The sequence below is a fragment of the Candidatus Palauibacter sp. genome, assembly GCF_965222475.1.
Classification (GTDB): Bacteria; Gemmatimonadota; Gemmatimonadetes; order Palauibacterales; family Palauibacteraceae; genus Palauibacter.
Window position 1 is genome coordinate 90,196 of record NZ_CBDCUB010000007.1, and the last position, 15,615, is coordinate 105,810.

At 66.1% G+C, this 15,615-nt stretch carries 15 protein-coding genes and 3 pseudogenes; 14 read left to right on the plus strand and 4 right to left on the minus strand.

Translation table 11 applies throughout. The features are described from left to right. The first annotated feature begins 180 nt into the window (after positions 1–180). Positions 181–1,260 (plus strand): IS630 family transposase, encoded by a 1,080-nt coding sequence (locus ACOQPP_RS12305; RefSeq protein ID WP_420636157.1) that lies wholly within the window; start codon positions 181–183, stop codon positions 1,258–1,260. A gap of 76 nt (positions 1,261–1,336) precedes the next feature. On the opposite strand, the gene ACOQPP_RS12310 is transcribed toward ACOQPP_RS12305, so the two are convergent. Continuing rightward, positions 1,337–1,645, minus strand: coding sequence for a DUF4411 family protein (locus ACOQPP_RS12310; RefSeq protein WP_420636626.1), 309 nt, complete (start codon positions 1,643–1,645; stop codon positions 1,337–1,339). Here ACOQPP_RS12310 and ACOQPP_RS12315 point away from each other — a divergent pair. The 5 genes and pseudogenes from ACOQPP_RS12315 (at position 1,644) to ACOQPP_RS12335 (ending at position 4,811) form a co-directional block, all read left to right on the plus strand. Then, positions 1,644–2,862 (plus strand): annotated as a pseudogene (locus ACOQPP_RS12315) (ISL3 family transposase). The gene ACOQPP_RS12310 and the pseudogene ACOQPP_RS12315 overlap by 2 nt on opposite strands. Before the next feature lie 155 nt (positions 2,863–3,017). After that, positions 3,018–3,410: a hypothetical protein gene (locus ACOQPP_RS12320; RefSeq protein WP_420636627.1), complete on the plus strand. Its 393-nt coding sequence runs from the start codon at positions 3,018–3,020 to the stop codon at positions 3,408–3,410. Between the two features lie 12 nt (positions 3,411–3,422). Then, positions 3,423–3,935 (plus strand): annotated as a pseudogene (locus ACOQPP_RS12325) (arginase family protein); the annotation flags it as partial. A gap of 191 nt (positions 3,936–4,126) precedes the next feature. After that, the gene (locus ACOQPP_RS12330; protein WP_420636628.1) at positions 4,127–4,477 is read left to right on the plus strand and encodes a nucleotidyltransferase family protein; all 351 of its coding nucleotides are present in this window, start codon (positions 4,127–4,129) and stop codon (positions 4,475–4,477) included. Further along, positions 4,467–4,811 carry a DUF86 domain-containing protein gene (locus ACOQPP_RS12335; protein ID WP_420636629.1) on the plus strand — a complete coding sequence of 115 codons (345 nt, stop codon included), beginning with the start codon at positions 4,467–4,469 and terminating at the stop codon, positions 4,809–4,811. The genes ACOQPP_RS12330 and ACOQPP_RS12335 overlap by 11 nt, the downstream gene beginning before the upstream one ends. Positions 4,812–5,120: 309 nt before the next feature. Here the strand turns inward: ACOQPP_RS12335 and ACOQPP_RS12340 are convergent, their stop codons facing one another. Further along, a complete protein-coding gene (locus ACOQPP_RS12340; RefSeq protein ID WP_420636630.1) occupies positions 5,121–5,444 on the minus strand; it encodes a hypothetical protein in 324 nt (107 codons plus the stop codon). A 189-nt stretch (positions 5,445–5,633) separates the two neighbouring features. Between ACOQPP_RS12340 and istA the strand changes: the two genes are divergently transcribed. Together istA and istB are read left to right on the plus strand one after the other, a co-directional pair. Beyond that, positions 5,634–7,178: an IS21 family transposase gene (gene istA, locus ACOQPP_RS12345; protein ID WP_420636631.1), complete on the plus strand. Its 1,545-nt coding sequence runs from the start codon at positions 5,634–5,636 to the stop codon at positions 7,176–7,178. A gap of 5 nt (positions 7,179–7,183) precedes the next feature. Continuing rightward, positions 7,184–7,948, plus strand: coding sequence for an IS21-like element helper ATPase IstB (gene istB / locus ACOQPP_RS12350; protein ID WP_420632596.1), 765 nt, complete (start codon positions 7,184–7,186; stop codon positions 7,946–7,948). A 473-nt stretch (positions 7,949–8,421) separates the two neighbouring features. Here istB and ACOQPP_RS12355 read toward each other — a convergent pair whose 3' ends face one another. Continuing rightward, the gene (locus ACOQPP_RS12355; RefSeq protein ID WP_420636033.1) at positions 8,422–9,501 is read right to left on the minus strand and encodes an IS630 family transposase; all 1,080 of its coding nucleotides are present in this window, start codon (positions 9,499–9,501) and stop codon (positions 8,422–8,424) included. Between the two features lie 74 nt (positions 9,502–9,575). Between ACOQPP_RS12355 and ACOQPP_RS12360 the strand changes: the two genes are divergently transcribed. The 6 genes and pseudogenes from ACOQPP_RS12360 to ACOQPP_RS12385 form a co-directional block, all read left to right on the plus strand. Next, the gene (locus ACOQPP_RS12360) at positions 9,576–10,199 is read left to right on the plus strand and encodes a DUF3800 domain-containing protein (RefSeq protein ID WP_420636632.1); all 624 of its coding nucleotides are present in this window, start codon (positions 9,576–9,578) and stop codon (positions 10,197–10,199) included. A gap of 398 nt (positions 10,200–10,597) precedes the next feature. Then, the gene (locus ACOQPP_RS12365; protein ID WP_420636633.1) at positions 10,598–11,758 is read left to right on the plus strand and encodes an IS30 family transposase; all 1,161 of its coding nucleotides are present in this window, start codon (positions 10,598–10,600) and stop codon (positions 11,756–11,758) included. 56 nt (positions 11,759–11,814) lie between these two features. After that, positions 11,815–12,129, plus strand: coding sequence for a transposase (locus ACOQPP_RS12370; RefSeq protein ID WP_420636634.1), 315 nt, complete (start codon positions 11,815–11,817; stop codon positions 12,127–12,129). After that, positions 12,099–12,725, plus strand: coding sequence for an IS3 family transposase (locus tag ACOQPP_RS12375; protein ID WP_420636852.1), 627 nt, complete (start codon positions 12,099–12,101; stop codon positions 12,723–12,725). Before ACOQPP_RS12370 ends, ACOQPP_RS12375 begins: the two co-directional genes overlap by 31 nt. A gap of 252 nt (positions 12,726–12,977) precedes the next feature. Beyond that, positions 12,978–14,033, plus strand: a complete 1,056-nt coding sequence (locus ACOQPP_RS12380; protein ID WP_420636635.1) for an IS110 family transposase — start codon at positions 12,978–12,980, stop codon at positions 14,031–14,033. A 4-nt stretch (positions 14,034–14,037) separates the two neighbouring features. After that, positions 14,038–14,331: pseudogene (locus ACOQPP_RS12385) on the plus strand (transposase); the annotation flags it as partial. Positions 14,332–14,630: 299 nt separating this feature from the next. Here ACOQPP_RS12385 and ACOQPP_RS12390 read toward each other — a convergent pair. Further along, the gene (locus ACOQPP_RS12390) at positions 14,631–15,479 is read right to left on the minus strand and encodes an SDH family Clp fold serine proteinase (protein ID WP_420636636.1); all 849 of its coding nucleotides are present in this window, start codon (positions 15,477–15,479) and stop codon (positions 14,631–14,633) included. Positions 15,480–15,615 lie beyond the last annotated feature (136 nt).

Sequence of the window (15,615 nt, forward strand, 5' to 3'; positions counted from 1 at the left end):
CAAGGAGGTCAACCGCCACGACGACTGATCGATCCGTGTCCACTGCCGCTTCAGGATCGACCGTCCCCACGGACGGCATCGCCCGGTATCACCCAGTTTTCCACGGAACCGGTCGACGGCCTAGTGTAGTGCCGCTAAAGAGCGATGTACATAACGTTGAGGGGGTGCTATCTTTCATGCATGCCCAAGATACGAAGGATCCGATTGCGACCCGGGGACCGCAAGGAGCTCGAGAGCTGGGTTCGGGCCCGCACGACCCCGCAGCGGCGCGTCGAGCGCGCCCGGATCATCCTCGGCTCGGCCGACGGCCTGTCGGCCCGGGCTCTACGCCGGGAGGTGGGCGTCTCGCTGCCGACGGTGAAGCGCTGGCTGGACCGGTATGAGGCGGACGGTCCGGCGGGACTGGAGGACCGGCCCCGCGCGGGGCGTCCGCGAACGAGCATCACGCCGGAGGTGGAGGCTGAGATCGTGCGCCGGACGCTGGAGGAGAAGCCTCCGCGGGGGACGCACTGGAGCACGCGCCTGATGGCGGAGGCGGCCGGGGTGCACCACAGCCAGGTGGGGCGGGTGTGGCGCGCGCACGGGCTGAAGCCCCACCTCACGCGCACCTTCAAGCTCTCGACCGACCCGGAGTTCGTGGAGAAGCTCCGCGACGTGGTGGGGCTGTACGTGGACCCGCCGGAGCGGGCGGTCGTGTTCGCCTTCGACGAGAAGAGCCAAATCCAGGCGCTGGACCGCACGCAGCCGGGGCTTCCGTGGAAGAAGGGCCGGTGCGGCACGATGACGCACGACTACAAGCGCCACGGGACGACGACCCTGTTCGCGGCGCTGGACGTGGCGACCGGGGAGGTGATCCACAAGTGCATGCCCCGCCACCGGCACCGGGAGTTCCTCCGCTTCATGGCCGAGGTGGAGACGCGGGTCGATCCGGAGCTGGACCTTCACGTCATCCTCGACAACTACTCGACGCACAAGCACGGGAGGGTGGAGGCGTGGCTGGAGAAGCACCCCCGGGTGAAGTTCCACTTCATCCCCACGTCGTCCTCGTGGCTCAACCTCGTCGAGCGCTTCTTCTCGGAGCTGACGCAGCGCCAGCTCAAGCGGCTCGCCGTGACCAGCGTGAAGCAGCTGACCGACACGATCACGGCCTACATCGACGACCGGAACCGGGACCCGGCGCCGTTCAAGTGGACCGCCGCCGTGGAGGACATCCTGGCGAAAGTGAACCGTGCGAACTCCACTTTAGCGGCACTACACTAGCCTCGGAATCGGTGGAGACTTCGTCCGAATAGGCAGCGGAGCCTGTTGTACCGACATCGGGTGAGTTAGCGGCTACCTACGGGACCCAACTGGTGCTGAAATCGAGCCGCCTTATGAACTGGAAGGGATCACAGGTCTGCACATTGAGCTCCGCCGCAACATCCGGGATCTTGCGGTTGGCGCGTCGTTTTGACACCGCAGATACCTCCGTCGTTACGATGCAATAGGGCTCTTCGCTGTTGGGGGTGGATGAGGGGCGGTAGAGTGGCGGTGCCGGCGGCGTCGGCCGGCGGTGCCCTTGCCGGTCCGCGATGTGCCCGGTGGTCTCCGGGGGCCGGCCGGGGCGGTTGGGGGGACTCGGAGCGGCCGGGCGGGACGGCGGCATGGCGGAGCGTGGACTGTTCGAGCGGGCGCTGGGGCTGGAGTGGCCGTGGCGGGTGGAGCGGACGGAGTTCGACGCGGCGGAGCGCCGCCTGGACCTGCACCTGGACTTCGAGGCGGGCGGGACGTTCGACTGCCCCTCGTGCGGGCGGGGGGGCTGCAAGGCGCACGACGCGAGCGGGAAGCGCTGGCGGCACCTGGACTTCTTCCAGCACCGCGCCTACCTGCACGCCCGGGTGCCGAGGGTGAGGTGTCCGGCGTGCGGGGTGAAGCAGGCGAGGGTGCCGTGGGCGGAGCCGGGCTCGGGCTTCACGCTGTGGTTCGAGGCGCTGGCGGTGGCGCTGGCGCGGGAGATGCCGGTCAGGGCGGTGGCCCGCCTGGTGGGCGAGCACGACACGCGGCTGTGGCGGCTTCTGAAGCGCCGCGTGGGAGAGGCCCGGGCGGAGGCGGACTTCTCGTCGGTGCGCGCGGTGGCGGTGGACGAGACGGCGTGCCGGCGGGGCCACGACTACATCACGCTGTTCGCCGACCTGGACCGTTCGCGGCTTCTGTACGCGACGCCGGGGCGCGACGCCTCGGTCGTGAGCCTGTTCCGGGAGGATCTCGAGGCGCACGGGGGGCGCGCCGGGCAGATCCGGGACCTCTGCATGGACATGTCCGCGGCCTACATGAAGGGGGCGCGGGAGGCGTTCCCGGAGGCCGGCGTCACCTTCGACCGCTTCCACGTCCAGCGGCTCATGAACCGGGCGGTGGATGAGGTGAGGCGCGCCGAGCGCAAGGAGCGCCCCGAGCTGAACCGCACCCGCTACCTGTGGCTCAAGAGGCGCGGCAAGCTCACCGCCTCCCAGCGCGAGTGGATCGGCGAACTGCTCGATCCGTCGCGGCGGAGCCTGAAGACGGCCCTCGCCTACCGGTTCAAGCTCGCCTTCGAGGCGTTCTGGACCCTCCCGCCCCGGCTGGCCGAGGTCTACCTCGAGAGATGGTGTTTCTGGGTCGGCAAAAGCGGTCTCCAGCCCGTCATCGACGCGGCGAAGACGATCGAGAAGCACTGGGACGGCATCCTCCTCTGGTTCCGCTCGAGGATCGGCAACGGCATGATCGAGGGCATCAACTCGCTCGTCCAGGCCGCCAAGGCCAAGGCCCGCGGCTACCGGACCACCGAACTTCATCACCGTCGCCTATCTCGTGTGCGGCAAACTCGACTTCAAACTACCCACTTGAAACAGCGAGGAACCTGAATTCATGGCTAAGGTGTCGGTGAAACCCACCGGCTGGCGAGTTGCAGAAAATCATCGCCTACCCGTTTGCCCCCTGCCACGGCGCCCCATTAGGCTTCCCCTCCAGACGACACCCGCTCATCGCCACCTGAGCCGGACGTGATCGAAGCCATGACATCCCGCCCGTCTTCCGCCGCCCTCCTCCTGTGCATCCTGTTGCTGACCGCCTGCGAGCTTCCACCGCCGGAACAGGCCGAGGTCGCCGCTTCGGAAGCGCCAGCCGACGCCGCCTCCGAACGGGAGCCTCTCCCGGCCGACTCGGCCATCATCCGGCTCGACGCGAGCGACCCCAACCTCGGGGTGTGGCGCGACCGCGACATCTCCGGGGATCCTCCTCGGGAACCCGGATCCATCCAGGTCGGATCCGTCCTGACGTTCTTCGGGCTGCCGATCGCGCGCACGGCCGAGGACCTCGTCGCGGGCGAGGTCGAAGTCGCCTTTCTGGGGGGCCCGGTCGACATGGGGGTGGGGTTCCGCGGGGCGGGCGAGTGACCGACCGCGCTCCGCGCCATGCGGCGCAGCGTGGGCAGCATGGAGACGATGGTGCAGTGGCGCAGCGAACTCACGGCGGTCGATTTCGGCAACGCGCCCATCGACAACCTGAGCGTGGAGCGCAGCATGCCGCCGATCCGCCGCATGGTGCGCGAGATCGCGGAGACGGGCGCCATCCCCGTGATCATCGGGGGAGACCACTCGATCGAGTTCGCCAACGTGGCGGGACTCGTGGATGTGTACGGCAAGGAGAACATCGGCGTCATCCACTTCGACGCGCACTACGATGCGGGGGACGCCCGGCACGGCCACCTGATCTCGCACGCCCAGCCCGTGCGCCGCCTCGTCGATGACGGCCACATCCTCGGCAGGAACTTCATCCAGGTGGGACTGCGGGGCAGTTGGCCGGGGCCGGAAGGCTTCGAGTGGATGCGGGAAAACGGCCTCCGCTACCACACGATGGCCGAGATCGACCGGTACGGATCGCGCTCAGGAAGCTGGGGCTCGGAAACCGGGACTACCTGAGCCCGCTCACGCGGAGGGACACCCGGCGGTAGCCGCCCGTCCCGCGTCGCGACCGCCCCGGTGCGACTCCCGTCCGCCATCGTGGCCGCCCGCTTGATGCTTCGCCCGAAACGACCGATCTTTGGTGTCGACCTCGGCGAACACGGGCGTTCGGCGGTCAAGATCGTGCATTGGGCGTAGCGGAGGCTTCAGTGCAACCTGCGACAGGAACCGACGAAGACCGGGAACGGCTGGCGGCGCGGATAGGCGTCCCCATGAACGTCATCAAGGCGTTCTGCGACCGTTGGCAGGTGGAGGAACTGGCGCTGTTCGGGTCGGTGCTGCGCAATGACTTCGGGCCGGACAGCGACATCGACGTACTGGTCCGCTTCAGGACGGAGCGAACACCGGGTCTGTTCAGGATCGCCGGGATGGAGCGGGAACTAGCCGAGTTGCTCGCCCGCAGAGTCGATCTGGTGAACCGCGCCGCGATCGACGAGAGCCGAAACTACATTCGCCGGAAGGCGATCCTGGAATCCGCGCGGGTCGTTTATGCCCCGTGACGACTCGGCGTACCTGTTGGACATGCTGCTCGCCGCGCGCGACGCGTTGTCCTTTACAGAGGGCATGTCCTACGACGATTTCGTGTCGGACCGGCGCACCCAGCTCTCGGTTCTAAAGTCTGTGGAGATCGTCGGCGAGGCCGCCGCGCACGTGAGCGAAGACACGAGACGCACGCAACCGGGCATCCCCTGGGCGGAGATCGTCGGCATGCGCAATCGGCTCGTGCATGTCTACTTCGACATCGACCTTCAGCTCGTATGGGCTACGGTCCGCGATGACCTTCCGGCCCTGACTACGCTCCTGGAGCCGCTGGTTCCGCCGGAGACCGAATAGTCCCTAACAGCTCTGCCCCAACCACAGTCGAACATCCGGGCGCTTCGTCCGTGTGGCTCTCACAGCGCTGAGCCTCCTTACGTCGTTCGGCTCGCACTCCGCCAAGGCGGGCCGGCGCGTCCGGCTGTACAGCAGGCTCGTGAGCTTGGCGTGTACCGTCGCATTGTTCCATGGGCGACCGGACGGTGTTCCTCCCTCGACAGGAGATCTCCAAGCGGCTCGTGTCCTTGACCCGAAGGGTTTGACGGCGCGCATGCACGCATTCGGGCCGAAAGCGCGGCGCGACTCCGGCAGCCCGGGAATGGACTGCTACGCGCGCAACTTTCTCGATCCGAACCAGACGCCCACGGCCCCGATCAGCGGGTTGAGCCAGTTGAACCATGCCGGGTGGAGGGCGCCCGCGGTCGCCTCCATCATCGACACGTCATCGGGGCGCGGTCCCGCCGCCATCTCCACCGGCATCAGGGCCCTCACCACCCCGAGTACGATCACGATGGCGATCAGAATCGTGGCGGCCCTGGCATCGTGCGCCACCCTGGCACAGACTCGGCCGCCGATGTACGCCGCCACTGCTGATTCCGACGCATCCCGTCCACCCATTCCGACGCAAGCTGTCCACTGATTCCGATTCATGCCGTCCACCTGTTCCGACGCATGTCGTCCACCTGGAAGGGCCGTCATTTCGGCGAGTCCGGGACGCGAGCGCGGAGGAGCCGAGCGGTAGGAAGGGGTGCTGGATGACCTGATGTGGGGAGCCGTTCTTCCAACCTCGCGAGAGATCCTTGAGCGAGGAGGAAGACGGTGCCCCGGAAGAGGTTGTCCATGCGCAAGATTCGAGATGTTCTCCGGCTGAAGTACGGACTCGGCCGGAGCCACGGGGAGATCGCCGCCATTCTCCGGATCTCCCACAGCACGGTCGGCAGCTACGTCCGGCGGGCGCGGGAGGCGGGAGTCTCGTGGCCGCTGCCGGACGAGTTGGACGACCGGAGGCTGGAAGCGGCGCTGTATCCGCCGACGCCGCCATCGCGGGTTCGGCGGCCGGAGCCGGACTGGGCGTGGGTGCACCGGGAGCTGGCGCGGCACAAGGGCGTGACGCTTCAGCTTCTGTGGCTGGAGTACCGCGAGGCCCACCCGGACGGGTATCGGTACAGCCGTTTCCGCGACCGCTACCGGCAGTGGCGCGGACGCCTCGACGTGGTGCTGCGCCAGGTGTACCGGGCGGGCGAGAAGGCGTTCGTGGACTACGCGGGATCGACGGTCGAGGTGACGGACCGGCGCACCGGCGAGGTCCGGGACGCGAAGGTGTTCGTCGGGGTGCTGGCGGCGTCGAACCATACGTTCGTCGATGTGACGCTGACCCGGTCGCTGCCGGACTGGACGGCGTCGCACGTACGGATGTTCGAGTTCTGGGGCGGAGTACCGGAGCTCGTCATCCCGGACAACGAGAAGGCGGCGGTGCGGCGGGCGAGCCGCTACGAACCCGACGTCAACCGGACATACCACGACCTGGCGGTCCATTACGGGACGGCGGTGCTGCCCGCCCGCCCGAGATCGCCGCGGGACAAGGCGAAGGTGGAGGCGGCGGTCCAGAACGTGGGGCGGTGGGTTCCGGCACCGTTGCGCAACCACCGGTTCTTCTCGCTTTCGGAGGTCCGCGAGGCGATCGCGCCCCTGCTGGCGGCGCTCAACGAGCGGCCGTTCCAGAAGACCGAGGGCAGCCGCCGCAGCCTCTTCGAGGATCTGGACCGTCCGGCGCTCAAGCCGCTCCCGGCCGATCGCTACGAGTACGCCGAGTGGCGCAAGGCCCGCGTGAACATCGACTATCACATCCAGGTCGATGGCCGCTTCTACAGCGTCCCCCACGCGCTCGCACGCCGAGAGGTCGAGGTCCGGCTCGGCACGACCACGGTCGAGATCTTTCACAAGCACCGGCGCGTGGCGGCCCACATCCGCGGCCGCGGGAAGGGCGGATATACCACCGATCCGGGCCATATGCCCGCAGCTCACCGCGCCCACCTCCAGTGGACCCCGTCGCGCCTCGTCCGCTGGGCGCGAAAGACCGGACCCGAGACCGCCGCCTTCGCGAGGAAGCTCCTCGAGACCCGGCCCCACCCGGAGCAGGGCTACCGAAGCTGCCTCGGCCTCATGCGGCTCGCCCGCGCCTACCCCGCCGAACGCCTGGAAGCCGCCTGCCGCCGCGCGCTGGACATCGGCGCCCACAGCTACAAGTCCGTGAAGACCATCCTGTCCGCCGGCCTCGACCAGGCCGATGACGGCGACCGGCAGGCGCTGTCCCTGCCCGCCGATCACGCTCACGTCCGCGGACCGGACTACTACGCCAACTCCCACAACGGAAAGGAGTCGTGACCATCATGCTTCGACAACCCACCCTCGACCTGCTCCACGAACTGCGCCTGGCCGGCATGGCCCAGGCCTTCGAGGAGCAACTCGCCATGCCCGACATCGGCGAACTCGCCTTCGACGACCGCCTCTCCCTGCTCCTCGAGCGCGAGAAGACCGAACGGGAACAACGCCGCTACCGGCGCCTCAAGGGAATCGCCAAGCTCCATCTCGACGCCACCATCGAGGACCTCAACTTCAAAACCAACCGGGGTCTCGACCGTTCCCTCATCCTCCGCCTCGCCTCGGGGCAGTGGATCAAGGATGGACAGACCGTGCTCGTCACCGGCGCAACGGGGTCGGGAAAGTCGTATCTCGCCTGCGCCCTCGGCCACCAAGCCTGCCGCAACGGCATCTCGACGCGCTACTACCGCGTCTCCCGCCTGCTCGACCAACTCACCCTTGCCCGCGCCGACGGTTCCTACCCCAAGCTCGTCCAGCGGCTCGCCAAGACCTGGCTACTCGTCCTCGATGACTGGGGGCTCGCTTCCCTGTCAGGTCAGGGCCGCCTCGATCTGCTCGAGGTCCTCGACGACCGCTACGCCCGCCGCGGAACCATCCTCGCCTCCCAGCTCCCCGTCGAGCACTGGCACGATGTCGTCGGCGACCCCACCTTCGGGGACGCCATCCTCGACAGGGTCCTCAACAACGCCCACCGGATCACCCTCAAGGGCGGTTCCATGAGGCGGTTCTACGACTCGACCAAGGAGGTCCACACCCCTCACGACCAGACCTGATCCACCCGTGTCCAGCACCCCCTCGGGATCACCGCTCCAAACCGGACGGCTTCGCTCGGAATCGGTGGACGGCTTGGCCCGGAACAGGTGGACGGCTTCGCTCGGAATGGGTGGTCGACTTCGTCGGAATACGCAAGGGAGCCGAGCTGTCGCTGGCGCGGACGGCGATGGGACGCTGGGGCGCTTCCAACTCTCGTTTTGACCCGTTCATGGCGCACGCGACGGTCCGGAAGTGCCGGCGCGCGGATCCGCATCGAAACTCGATCTTGACGGCCACCGGAATCTTTTCCTAGACTCACATGTCCATTTGCTTTCAGAAGAGAGGCTCCCATTGTTCGTCTACATCGATGAATCCGGCCATCCACATCCGAACGACAATCACCCACGACCGGTGGATGTTGGCGTATGCCTGAAACGAGAGGATGTGAGGCACATCGCAGGAGCCCTCCATCGCTTCAGTGAAGACTTCCGGGCTAGTGTAGTGCCGCTAAAGTGGAGTTCGCACGGCTCACTTTCGCCAGGATGTCCTCCACGGCGGCGGTCCACTTGAACGGCGCCGGGTCCCGGTTCCGGTCGTCGATGTAGGCCGCGATCGTGTCGGTCAGCTGCTTCACGCCGGTCACGGCGAGCCGCTTGAGCTGGCGCTGCGTCAGCTCCGAGAAGAAGCGCTCGACGAGGTTGAGCCACGAGGACGACGTGGGGATGAAGTGGAACTTCACCCGGGGGTGCTTCTCCAGCCACGCCTCCACCCTCCCGTGCTTGTGCGTCGAGTAGTTGTCGAGGATGACGTGAAGGTCCAGCTCCGGATCGGTCCGCTTCTCCACCTCGGCCATGAAGCGGAGGAACTCCCGGTGCCGGTGGCGGGGCACGCACTTGTGGATCACCTCCCCGGTCGCCACGTCCAGCGCCGCGAACAGGGCCCTCGTCCCGTGGCGCTTGTAGTCGTGCGTCATCGTGCCGCACCGGCCCTTCTTCCACGGAAGCCCCGGCTGCGTGCGGTCCAGCGCCTGGATTTGGCTCTTCTCGTCGAAGGCGAACACGGCCGCCCGCTCCGGCGGGTCCACGTACAGCCCCACCACGTCGCGGAGCTTCTCCACGAACTCCGGGTCGGTCGAGAGCTTGAAGGTGCGCGTGAGGTGGGGCTTCAGCCCGTGCGCCCGCCAGATCCGCGCCACCTGGCTGTGGTGGAGCCCGGCCGCCTCCGCCATCAGCCGCGTGCTCCAGTGCGTCCCCCGGGGAGGTTCCTCCTCCAGCGTCCGGCGCACGACCTCCGCCTCCACCTCCGCGGTGACGCTCGTTCGCGGACGGCCCCGGCGCGGCCGGTCCTCCAGTCCGGCGAGACCCTCGGCCTCGTACCGGTCCAGCCAGCGCTTGACGGTCGGCAGCGAGACGCCCACCTCCCGGCGCAGAGCCCGGGCCGAGAGGCCATCGGCCGAGCCGAGGACGATCCTGGCGCGCTCGACGCGCCGCTGCGGGGTCGTGCGGGCCCGAACCCAGCTCTCGAGCTCCTTGCGGTCCCCGGGTCGCAACCGGATCCTTCGTATCTTAGGCATGCGTGGAAAAATAGCATGCCTACCACCGCTTGTACATCGCGCTTTAGCGACACTACACTAGTATTGGCAGTACGATGAGGCTCCGAAGTGACGAGCGCGAAGGGAAGGCCGTCGCCTTCCTCAGCCGGAAGGCGTTGTTGGAGTGGCCCGCAAAACGCGTGTACGCAGACTCCGTGATGGACCTCATCCGGAATCTTGATGTTACGATCTTCGCTATGGTGATGGAGCGCCCGGACAGGCCAATCTACCGCGGAGATGACTACCTCCAGACCCAACACCGATGGATCCTAGAGAGGGTCGACGCCCTGATCGAGAGGAAGGAGATCGGGCGCATGGCAACCTTGGTCTTTGACGGACGCGATGCCTCCGAGAACGTCAGGCTGGATAAGTGTTTCTCCAACTTCCTCTTCCGTTCGTCAGAGGGCCGGGCGATGACGCGGATCGTGCCCGGAGTACTCTTTGTAGACTCGGAGATCACACCGGGCATCAAGCTAGCAGACTTCTGTGCCTATATTCTCAGGATCTACTACGAGCGCGGGCTTGACCGACAGGATCCACGCGGTGACCCCTACCTTACGACGATCAAGCGATATGCGGAGATCATCCGACAGAAGACCTTCGATTGGGAAGACGACAGCGGCGGAAAATCCTGGGGGATCCGCACGATGGGAAAGGAACACTTCTTCTACAAAGAATAGCTCCCCCCACTCCCCAAAAAAACGGGAGCCAGTCGCGGCACCAAGGATCTGACGACCCCCTCCGGGCACCACTTCCGGCTCCGCTTGAATAATTGGGATTCCTGACAGCGCTGTCAAGCCCCCTAACCTCAGCCTCGGCCGGGATGGCTCGGGCGGCGACGGTCAGGGGCCAACGTATCGGCTCTCGGCCGCCGGCGAATACTTGCGTGAGGGCAGTCGGTTGCCTGTCGGAGCCACGATCAACTGGGCGGTTTTGAACCACGCTCACGGCGAGCACAACGATTGGCTTACACGGGTTCCTACGTGACACGATGTCCGCAAATGGAGTTGCCCCGGCGGTCTCAAGCGGTCAACGCAACATCTTGGCAGTGGTTTGTTGAATTGCCGGGAGGTATGCGATGCGCCAACGGGAGAAGTACGGGAGGCTGAGCGAAGCGGACCGGGTCGAGATCGGGGACCGGATCAAGAACGGGCAAACACACGCCGAGGTCGCCGCGGCGGTCGGGTGTTCGACCAAGTCGGTCCAACGGCTGTTGATACGTACCGGCGGACTGGCCCCCCGGGGTCGAAATCGTTCACCGCACCACCTTACCGTCGCCGAGCGGGAGGAGATCTCGCGCGGCTTGAAGGCGGGAGACTCGTACCGGCTGATCGCCGGGCGCCTGGGCAGAGCGCCATCGACGATCTCGCGCGAAGTAGCGGCCAACGGCTCGAGAGAACGATACCGGGCCTGGAGGGCGGAGCGACGGGCGTCCGGGAAGGCCCGGCGCCCGAAGGTGGCGAAGCTCGCCCGGTGCCCCCGGTTGCGGCGGAAGGTGGAGCGCCTGCTCGCCGAGCGCTGGTCTCCGCGGCAGATTGCCCATCGCCTTCGGCTCGATCACCCCTCGGATCCCGAGATGCGCGTGTCTCACGAGACGATCTATCAGTCGCTGTACGTGCAGACGCGAGGCGCGCTCAGAAAGGAACTCACGGCGTACCTGCGCACCGGCCGGACGCGACGACGATCACCAAGGCACAGACCCGGAGAGGGGCGGCTGAAGGGCATGGTCTCCATCTCCGAGCGGCCCGCCGAGGCCGCGGACCGGGCCGTGCCGGGCCACTGGGAAGGGGACCTGATCCTGGGCAAGCTGGGACGCTCCGCCCTCGGGGTCCTCGTCGAGCGCCGCAGCCGCTACGTGCTCCTCCTGCACCTTCCCGGCGGGCGGACGGCCCCGCATGTGCGGCGCGCGCTGGTCGAACAGATGGTCACGCTGCCCGACCAGCTCAAGCGCTCGCTCACGTGGGACCAGGGCAAGGAGATGGCCGAGCACGTCCGCTTCAGCATCGAGAGCGGCGTGTCCGTCTATTTCTGCGATCCGCGCAGCCCCTGGCAGCGCGGGACCAGCGAGAACACCAACGGCCTGCTCCGCCAATACTTCCCCAAGGGTACCGATCTCTCCGCCCACTCACAGGATGACCTCAATGCCGTCGCCCGACAGCTCAACGGCCGCCCTCGACAAACCCTCGACTGGCTGAAACCATGTGAGGTCTTCGCCAGGACTGTTGCGTTCACCGATTGAGACCGCCCCCGCTTTCACGGACACCTTTCCATTTGGGTCAACCAAGGAGGTGTGTCGTGGCGGCAAGAGCGGGGCGGTATCCGCGGGAGTACCGGGAGCGGCTGGTCGAGCTTGCGCGGGCCGGTCGTAGCCCGGGGTCGCTGGCTCGGGAGTTCGAGCCCTCGGAGCAGACGATCCGCAACTGGGTCGGACGGGCGGAGTTGGACGAGGGAGAGCGGAGCGACGGGCTGACGACGGAGGCGCGCGGGGAGATGTCGCGCCTGAAGCGGGAGAACAAGCGGCTCCGGATGGAGCGTGACATCCTAAAAAAAGCCGCGGCCTGGTTCGCGAGGGAGAGCGGATCGATCCCCAACGGGGGTACGCGTTCATGAAGGCGCACCGGGCCGAGTTTCCTCTGGCGGCGATGTGCCGGGTGCCGGGTCTCTCCTCCAGCGGGTACTACGACTGGCTCAAGCGTCCGCCCTCGGCCCGTGCGCGGCGGGACGCGGATCTCGAGGCGCGGACCGGGGCGATCTGGACCGGGAGCGGCGAGACGTACGGTCGTCCGCGGATCCACGCGGCGCTCGGGGCCGAGGGAGAGCGGGTGGGCCAGAAGCGCGTGGGGCGGCTGATGAGGACGATGAGGATCGAGGGCGCGACCGGGAGACGCTGGAAGACGGCGACGACGAAGAGGGACGCCGAGGCCCGGCCCGCGCCGGACCTGGTGAGGCGTGACTTCTCCGCCTCGGGGCCCGACCGGCTGTGGGTGGCCGACATCACGTACGTGCCCGCGTGGGCGGGCTGGCTGTATCTGGCCGTCGTGCTCGATGTCTGGAGCCGCCGCGTCGTCGGCTGGGCCATGGCGACGCGCATGCGGACCGAACTCGTCGAGGCCGCACTGGCGATGGCCCTCGCGCGGCGCCGTCCCGAAGGGCGCGTCGTTCATCATTCGGATAGTGAGTTTGTGAGGGCCGGTTCCCTTCGGTGATTTGAAGTATCGATGGAAGCATCCAGGTTTACAGGCCCGGCCGCCCTTGGATGGCTTGACCCGCATTCCGACCGACCGAGATGTCATTCCCTGGACTCGTCGGCCATCCCAAGGGCGACCGGTTGAAGCTCCGGCCTCGACCGACATCGTGACCTGATGAGAGCCTGGCCAAGGCGTCCCTTCACTGTCGTGTCCGACATCGGCCGAGTTCGGTGCCAACCCGTTCACCCATCATGGACAGAGGGGGCCGACATGGCGAGTACGCCAGCTGAGGACACCGGGATCATCGGGGGCGTCGACACCCACCAGGATCTGCATACCGCCGCGATCGTGAATCGAGAAGGTTCGGTGCTCGGCACCGAATCGTTCTCCACGACACGAGCCGGCTACCGGGCGATGCTTGCCTGGTTCCGGTCTCACGGCGAGCTGCTGCGCGTGGGGGTCGAATCCACCGGCAGCTACGGCGCCGGCATCGCCCGGCACTTGGCGCTGTCCGGAGTGCCCGTGCTCGAGGTGACCGGTCCCGACCGGGCCGCGCGAAGAGCCAGGGGAAAGGACGACGCGCTCGATGCGGTCGCGGCGGCCGAGGCGGCTCGCACGGGATGCCGGGTCCAAGTGGCCAAGGACCGCGGCGGCGCGGTGGAGGCCCCGCGGGTGCTGCGCACGACTCGCAAGACCGCGGTCAAGTGCCGCCGGGCGGCCCTGCGGCAGCTCCACAACACGATCGTCGCCGCGCCGGACGAGGTGCGTGACCGGGTCCGCAACCTCACCCGCATGCGGCGCTTGCGCATCTGCGCAGCCTGGAGGCCGGACGCCGCCGGATACCGGGATCCGGCGGTCGCGACCAAGCTCTCGCTGAAGTCCCTCGCCCGCCGGATCCTGGACCTCAACGACGAGATCGCCGAACTCGACCGCTTCATCGCTCCGCTCGTCGAGGAACTCGCACCCGATCTGCTCAAGCTCGAAGGTGTGGGAACCGCCAGTGCGGGCGAGCTCCTGGTCGCCGCGGGCGAGAATCCCGGCCGGCTGCGCTCCGAAGCGAGCTTCGCCATGCTGTGCGGTGCCTGTCCGCTGCCCGCATCGAGCGGTAAGACGCGACGCCACCGCCTCAATCGCGGCGGGAACCGCCAGGCCAACTCCGCCCTCCACATGATCGTCGTGTGCCGGATGCGCACCGACCAACGAACCCGAACCTACGTCGAGCGGCGCACCGGGGAGGGCCTCTCCAAGCGCGAGGTGATGCGCTGCCTGAAGCGCTACGTGGCCCGCGAGATCTACCGCGTCCTCACCGCCCCATCGTCCGCTTGACAAACATGAGAGCGTCCAAGGCTCGCAGTACACCTCCCTCGCCTTCGGAGAGCGCTGCCGCGAGTCGGGCATCGCGAGGTCCATGGGCTCGGTGGGCGACGCCTACGACAACGCCATGTGCGAGTCGTTCTTCGCCACGCTGGAGTGCGAACTCATCTGGCGGCGCTCGTTCCGCACGGCGGCCGAGGCCCGGCGAGAGGTCTTCGGCTTCATCGAGGGCTTCTACAACACCCGCCGGCTGCACTCGGCCCTCGGCTACGAGTCGCCGGCCGACTACGAGAGGAACCATGCGGCCTGAGGCGCACCGGAGGCGCGCGCCCCGAACCTCTCTCCCGCGTCTGAGAGAGACTGAAGGGAACAGCACTGGAGGTGATCAACCACAGAAATCAACCGTCCGTGAAAGCGGGACAGCTCCAGTTGTCACATGCGGTCGGGCTTCGTCCCAAGGGAGGCCCAAGACTATACCGTGGTTTGCTCTGAACCCCGATACGCTTGAGCTCGCCCTCAAGCCTTCTGTAGGCCATCACAACCTCACGGTCGATCCGATTGTTTCGCGCAAGTACTTCTTCTTCGGAAGTCGACGATGGTTGCACCATGTTAAAAATACTCCTTGGTATGGACGAACGAAAACAGTTTTTCCCTATGCATGTAATCTCTCAAGAGAGCAAAGTAATCTCTAACGTGGTTGTGTAAATCTGGATTCTCCTCGAGATCATCGATCCTCAACCCAACTTCTTCTTGCAATGTTCTCATATCAATTGCCCGACCATGGGAATGCCAGCGTTCGGGATCATTCAGCAATGCGGCGATCTTCTCCGCACGGTCCTTCTTCATGTTTTCTGTAACAGCAGTTTCTTGCGTTTCCGTGACTGTCCAATCCTTGAACTTATACCTAGACAGCCATTTGATCAGAAGTTCGACCGACAGCTCACGGGCTTGCTCGAACTGGTACAGTTCGCCGAGATCAAGTTTATCAAGCAGTGCGTACTCGGCCGTCGTAAGTTGGCCTTGTGCAGCTTTCGCATTGAGGCGCTCGAATTGGTTTAGATATGACAAAGCTGGGACCAGCTTGTCATCACGTTCGATTTGTGGATCAATTGGCCCCAGGCAAGATAAGTGATCCATCATTATTCGGTCAGCACTCAAGGCGAAGATTGTACCAGCGGACATAGCTCGGTCGGGTACAATCACGGTCACGTCATCATAACGAAAACGTACGGTAGTAACCATTCGCTCGACGATTTCAACGACCCCGCCGAGTGTGTCCAAGAGTATTACCACGGATTTCCGAGATGAGGCAAGTTGGCCGATCGCATCGCGAAGGCGAATCTCCAATCCAGGCACGATTGGACTAACGACTGCAACAACATCAGCGGTCAGATCACTACCAATGTTGTCCAAGCCTTCAGTTAGCCGGGCTCGTATGTGATCATCGACTGGTCTCATGTGCGCTCCTTAGACGATTGTGCATGGCATGGTTGCGCGTGACCCGAAGTTCTTTGACTGCCATCTTATCGTACGAAGGCGCGTGGCGAATGACAAGTCACAAGCCTGTCCTGTAGTGGTCTCGGTTTTCTGGACA

Bases quoted from the DNA above. Each gene is read 5' to 3' on its own strand.
- ACOQPP_RS12305 (WP_420636157.1), top strand. From the start codon at position 181: ATGCCCAAGATACGAAGGATCCGATTGCGACCCGGGGACCGCAAGGAG.
- ACOQPP_RS12335 (WP_420636629.1), top strand. From the start codon at position 4,467: ATGCCCCGTGACGACTCGGCGTACCTGTTGGACATGCTGCTCGCCGCG.
- ACOQPP_RS12390 (WP_420636636.1), bottom strand. From the start codon at position 15,479: ATGAGACCAGTCGATGATCACATACGAGCCCGGCTAACTGAAGGCTTG.
- ACOQPP_RS12310 (WP_420636626.1), bottom strand. From the start codon at position 1,645: ATGCCGCCGTCCCGCCCGGCCGCTCCGAGTCCCCCCAACCGCCCCGGC.
- ACOQPP_RS12355 (WP_420636033.1), bottom strand. From the start codon at position 9,501: ATGCCTAAGATACGAAGGATCCGGTTGCGACCCGGGGACCGCAAGGAG.
- istB (WP_420632596.1), top strand. From the start codon at position 7,184: ATGCTTCGACAACCCACCCTCGACCTGCTCCACGAACTGCGCCTGGCC.
- ACOQPP_RS12340 (WP_420636630.1), bottom strand. From the start codon at position 5,444: ATGAATCGGAATCAGTGGACAGCTTGCGTCGGAATGGGTGGACGGGAT.
- ACOQPP_RS12380 (WP_420636635.1), top strand. From the start codon at position 12,978: ATGGCGAGTACGCCAGCTGAGGACACCGGGATCATCGGGGGCGTCGAC.
- ACOQPP_RS12360 (WP_420636632.1), top strand. From the start codon at position 9,576: ATGAGGCTCCGAAGTGACGAGCGCGAAGGGAAGGCCGTCGCCTTCCTC.
- istA (WP_420636631.1), top strand. From the start codon at position 5,634: ATGCGCAAGATTCGAGATGTTCTCCGGCTGAAGTACGGACTCGGCCGG.
- ACOQPP_RS12365 (WP_420636633.1), top strand. From the start codon at position 10,598: ATGCGCCAACGGGAGAAGTACGGGAGGCTGAGCGAAGCGGACCGGGTC.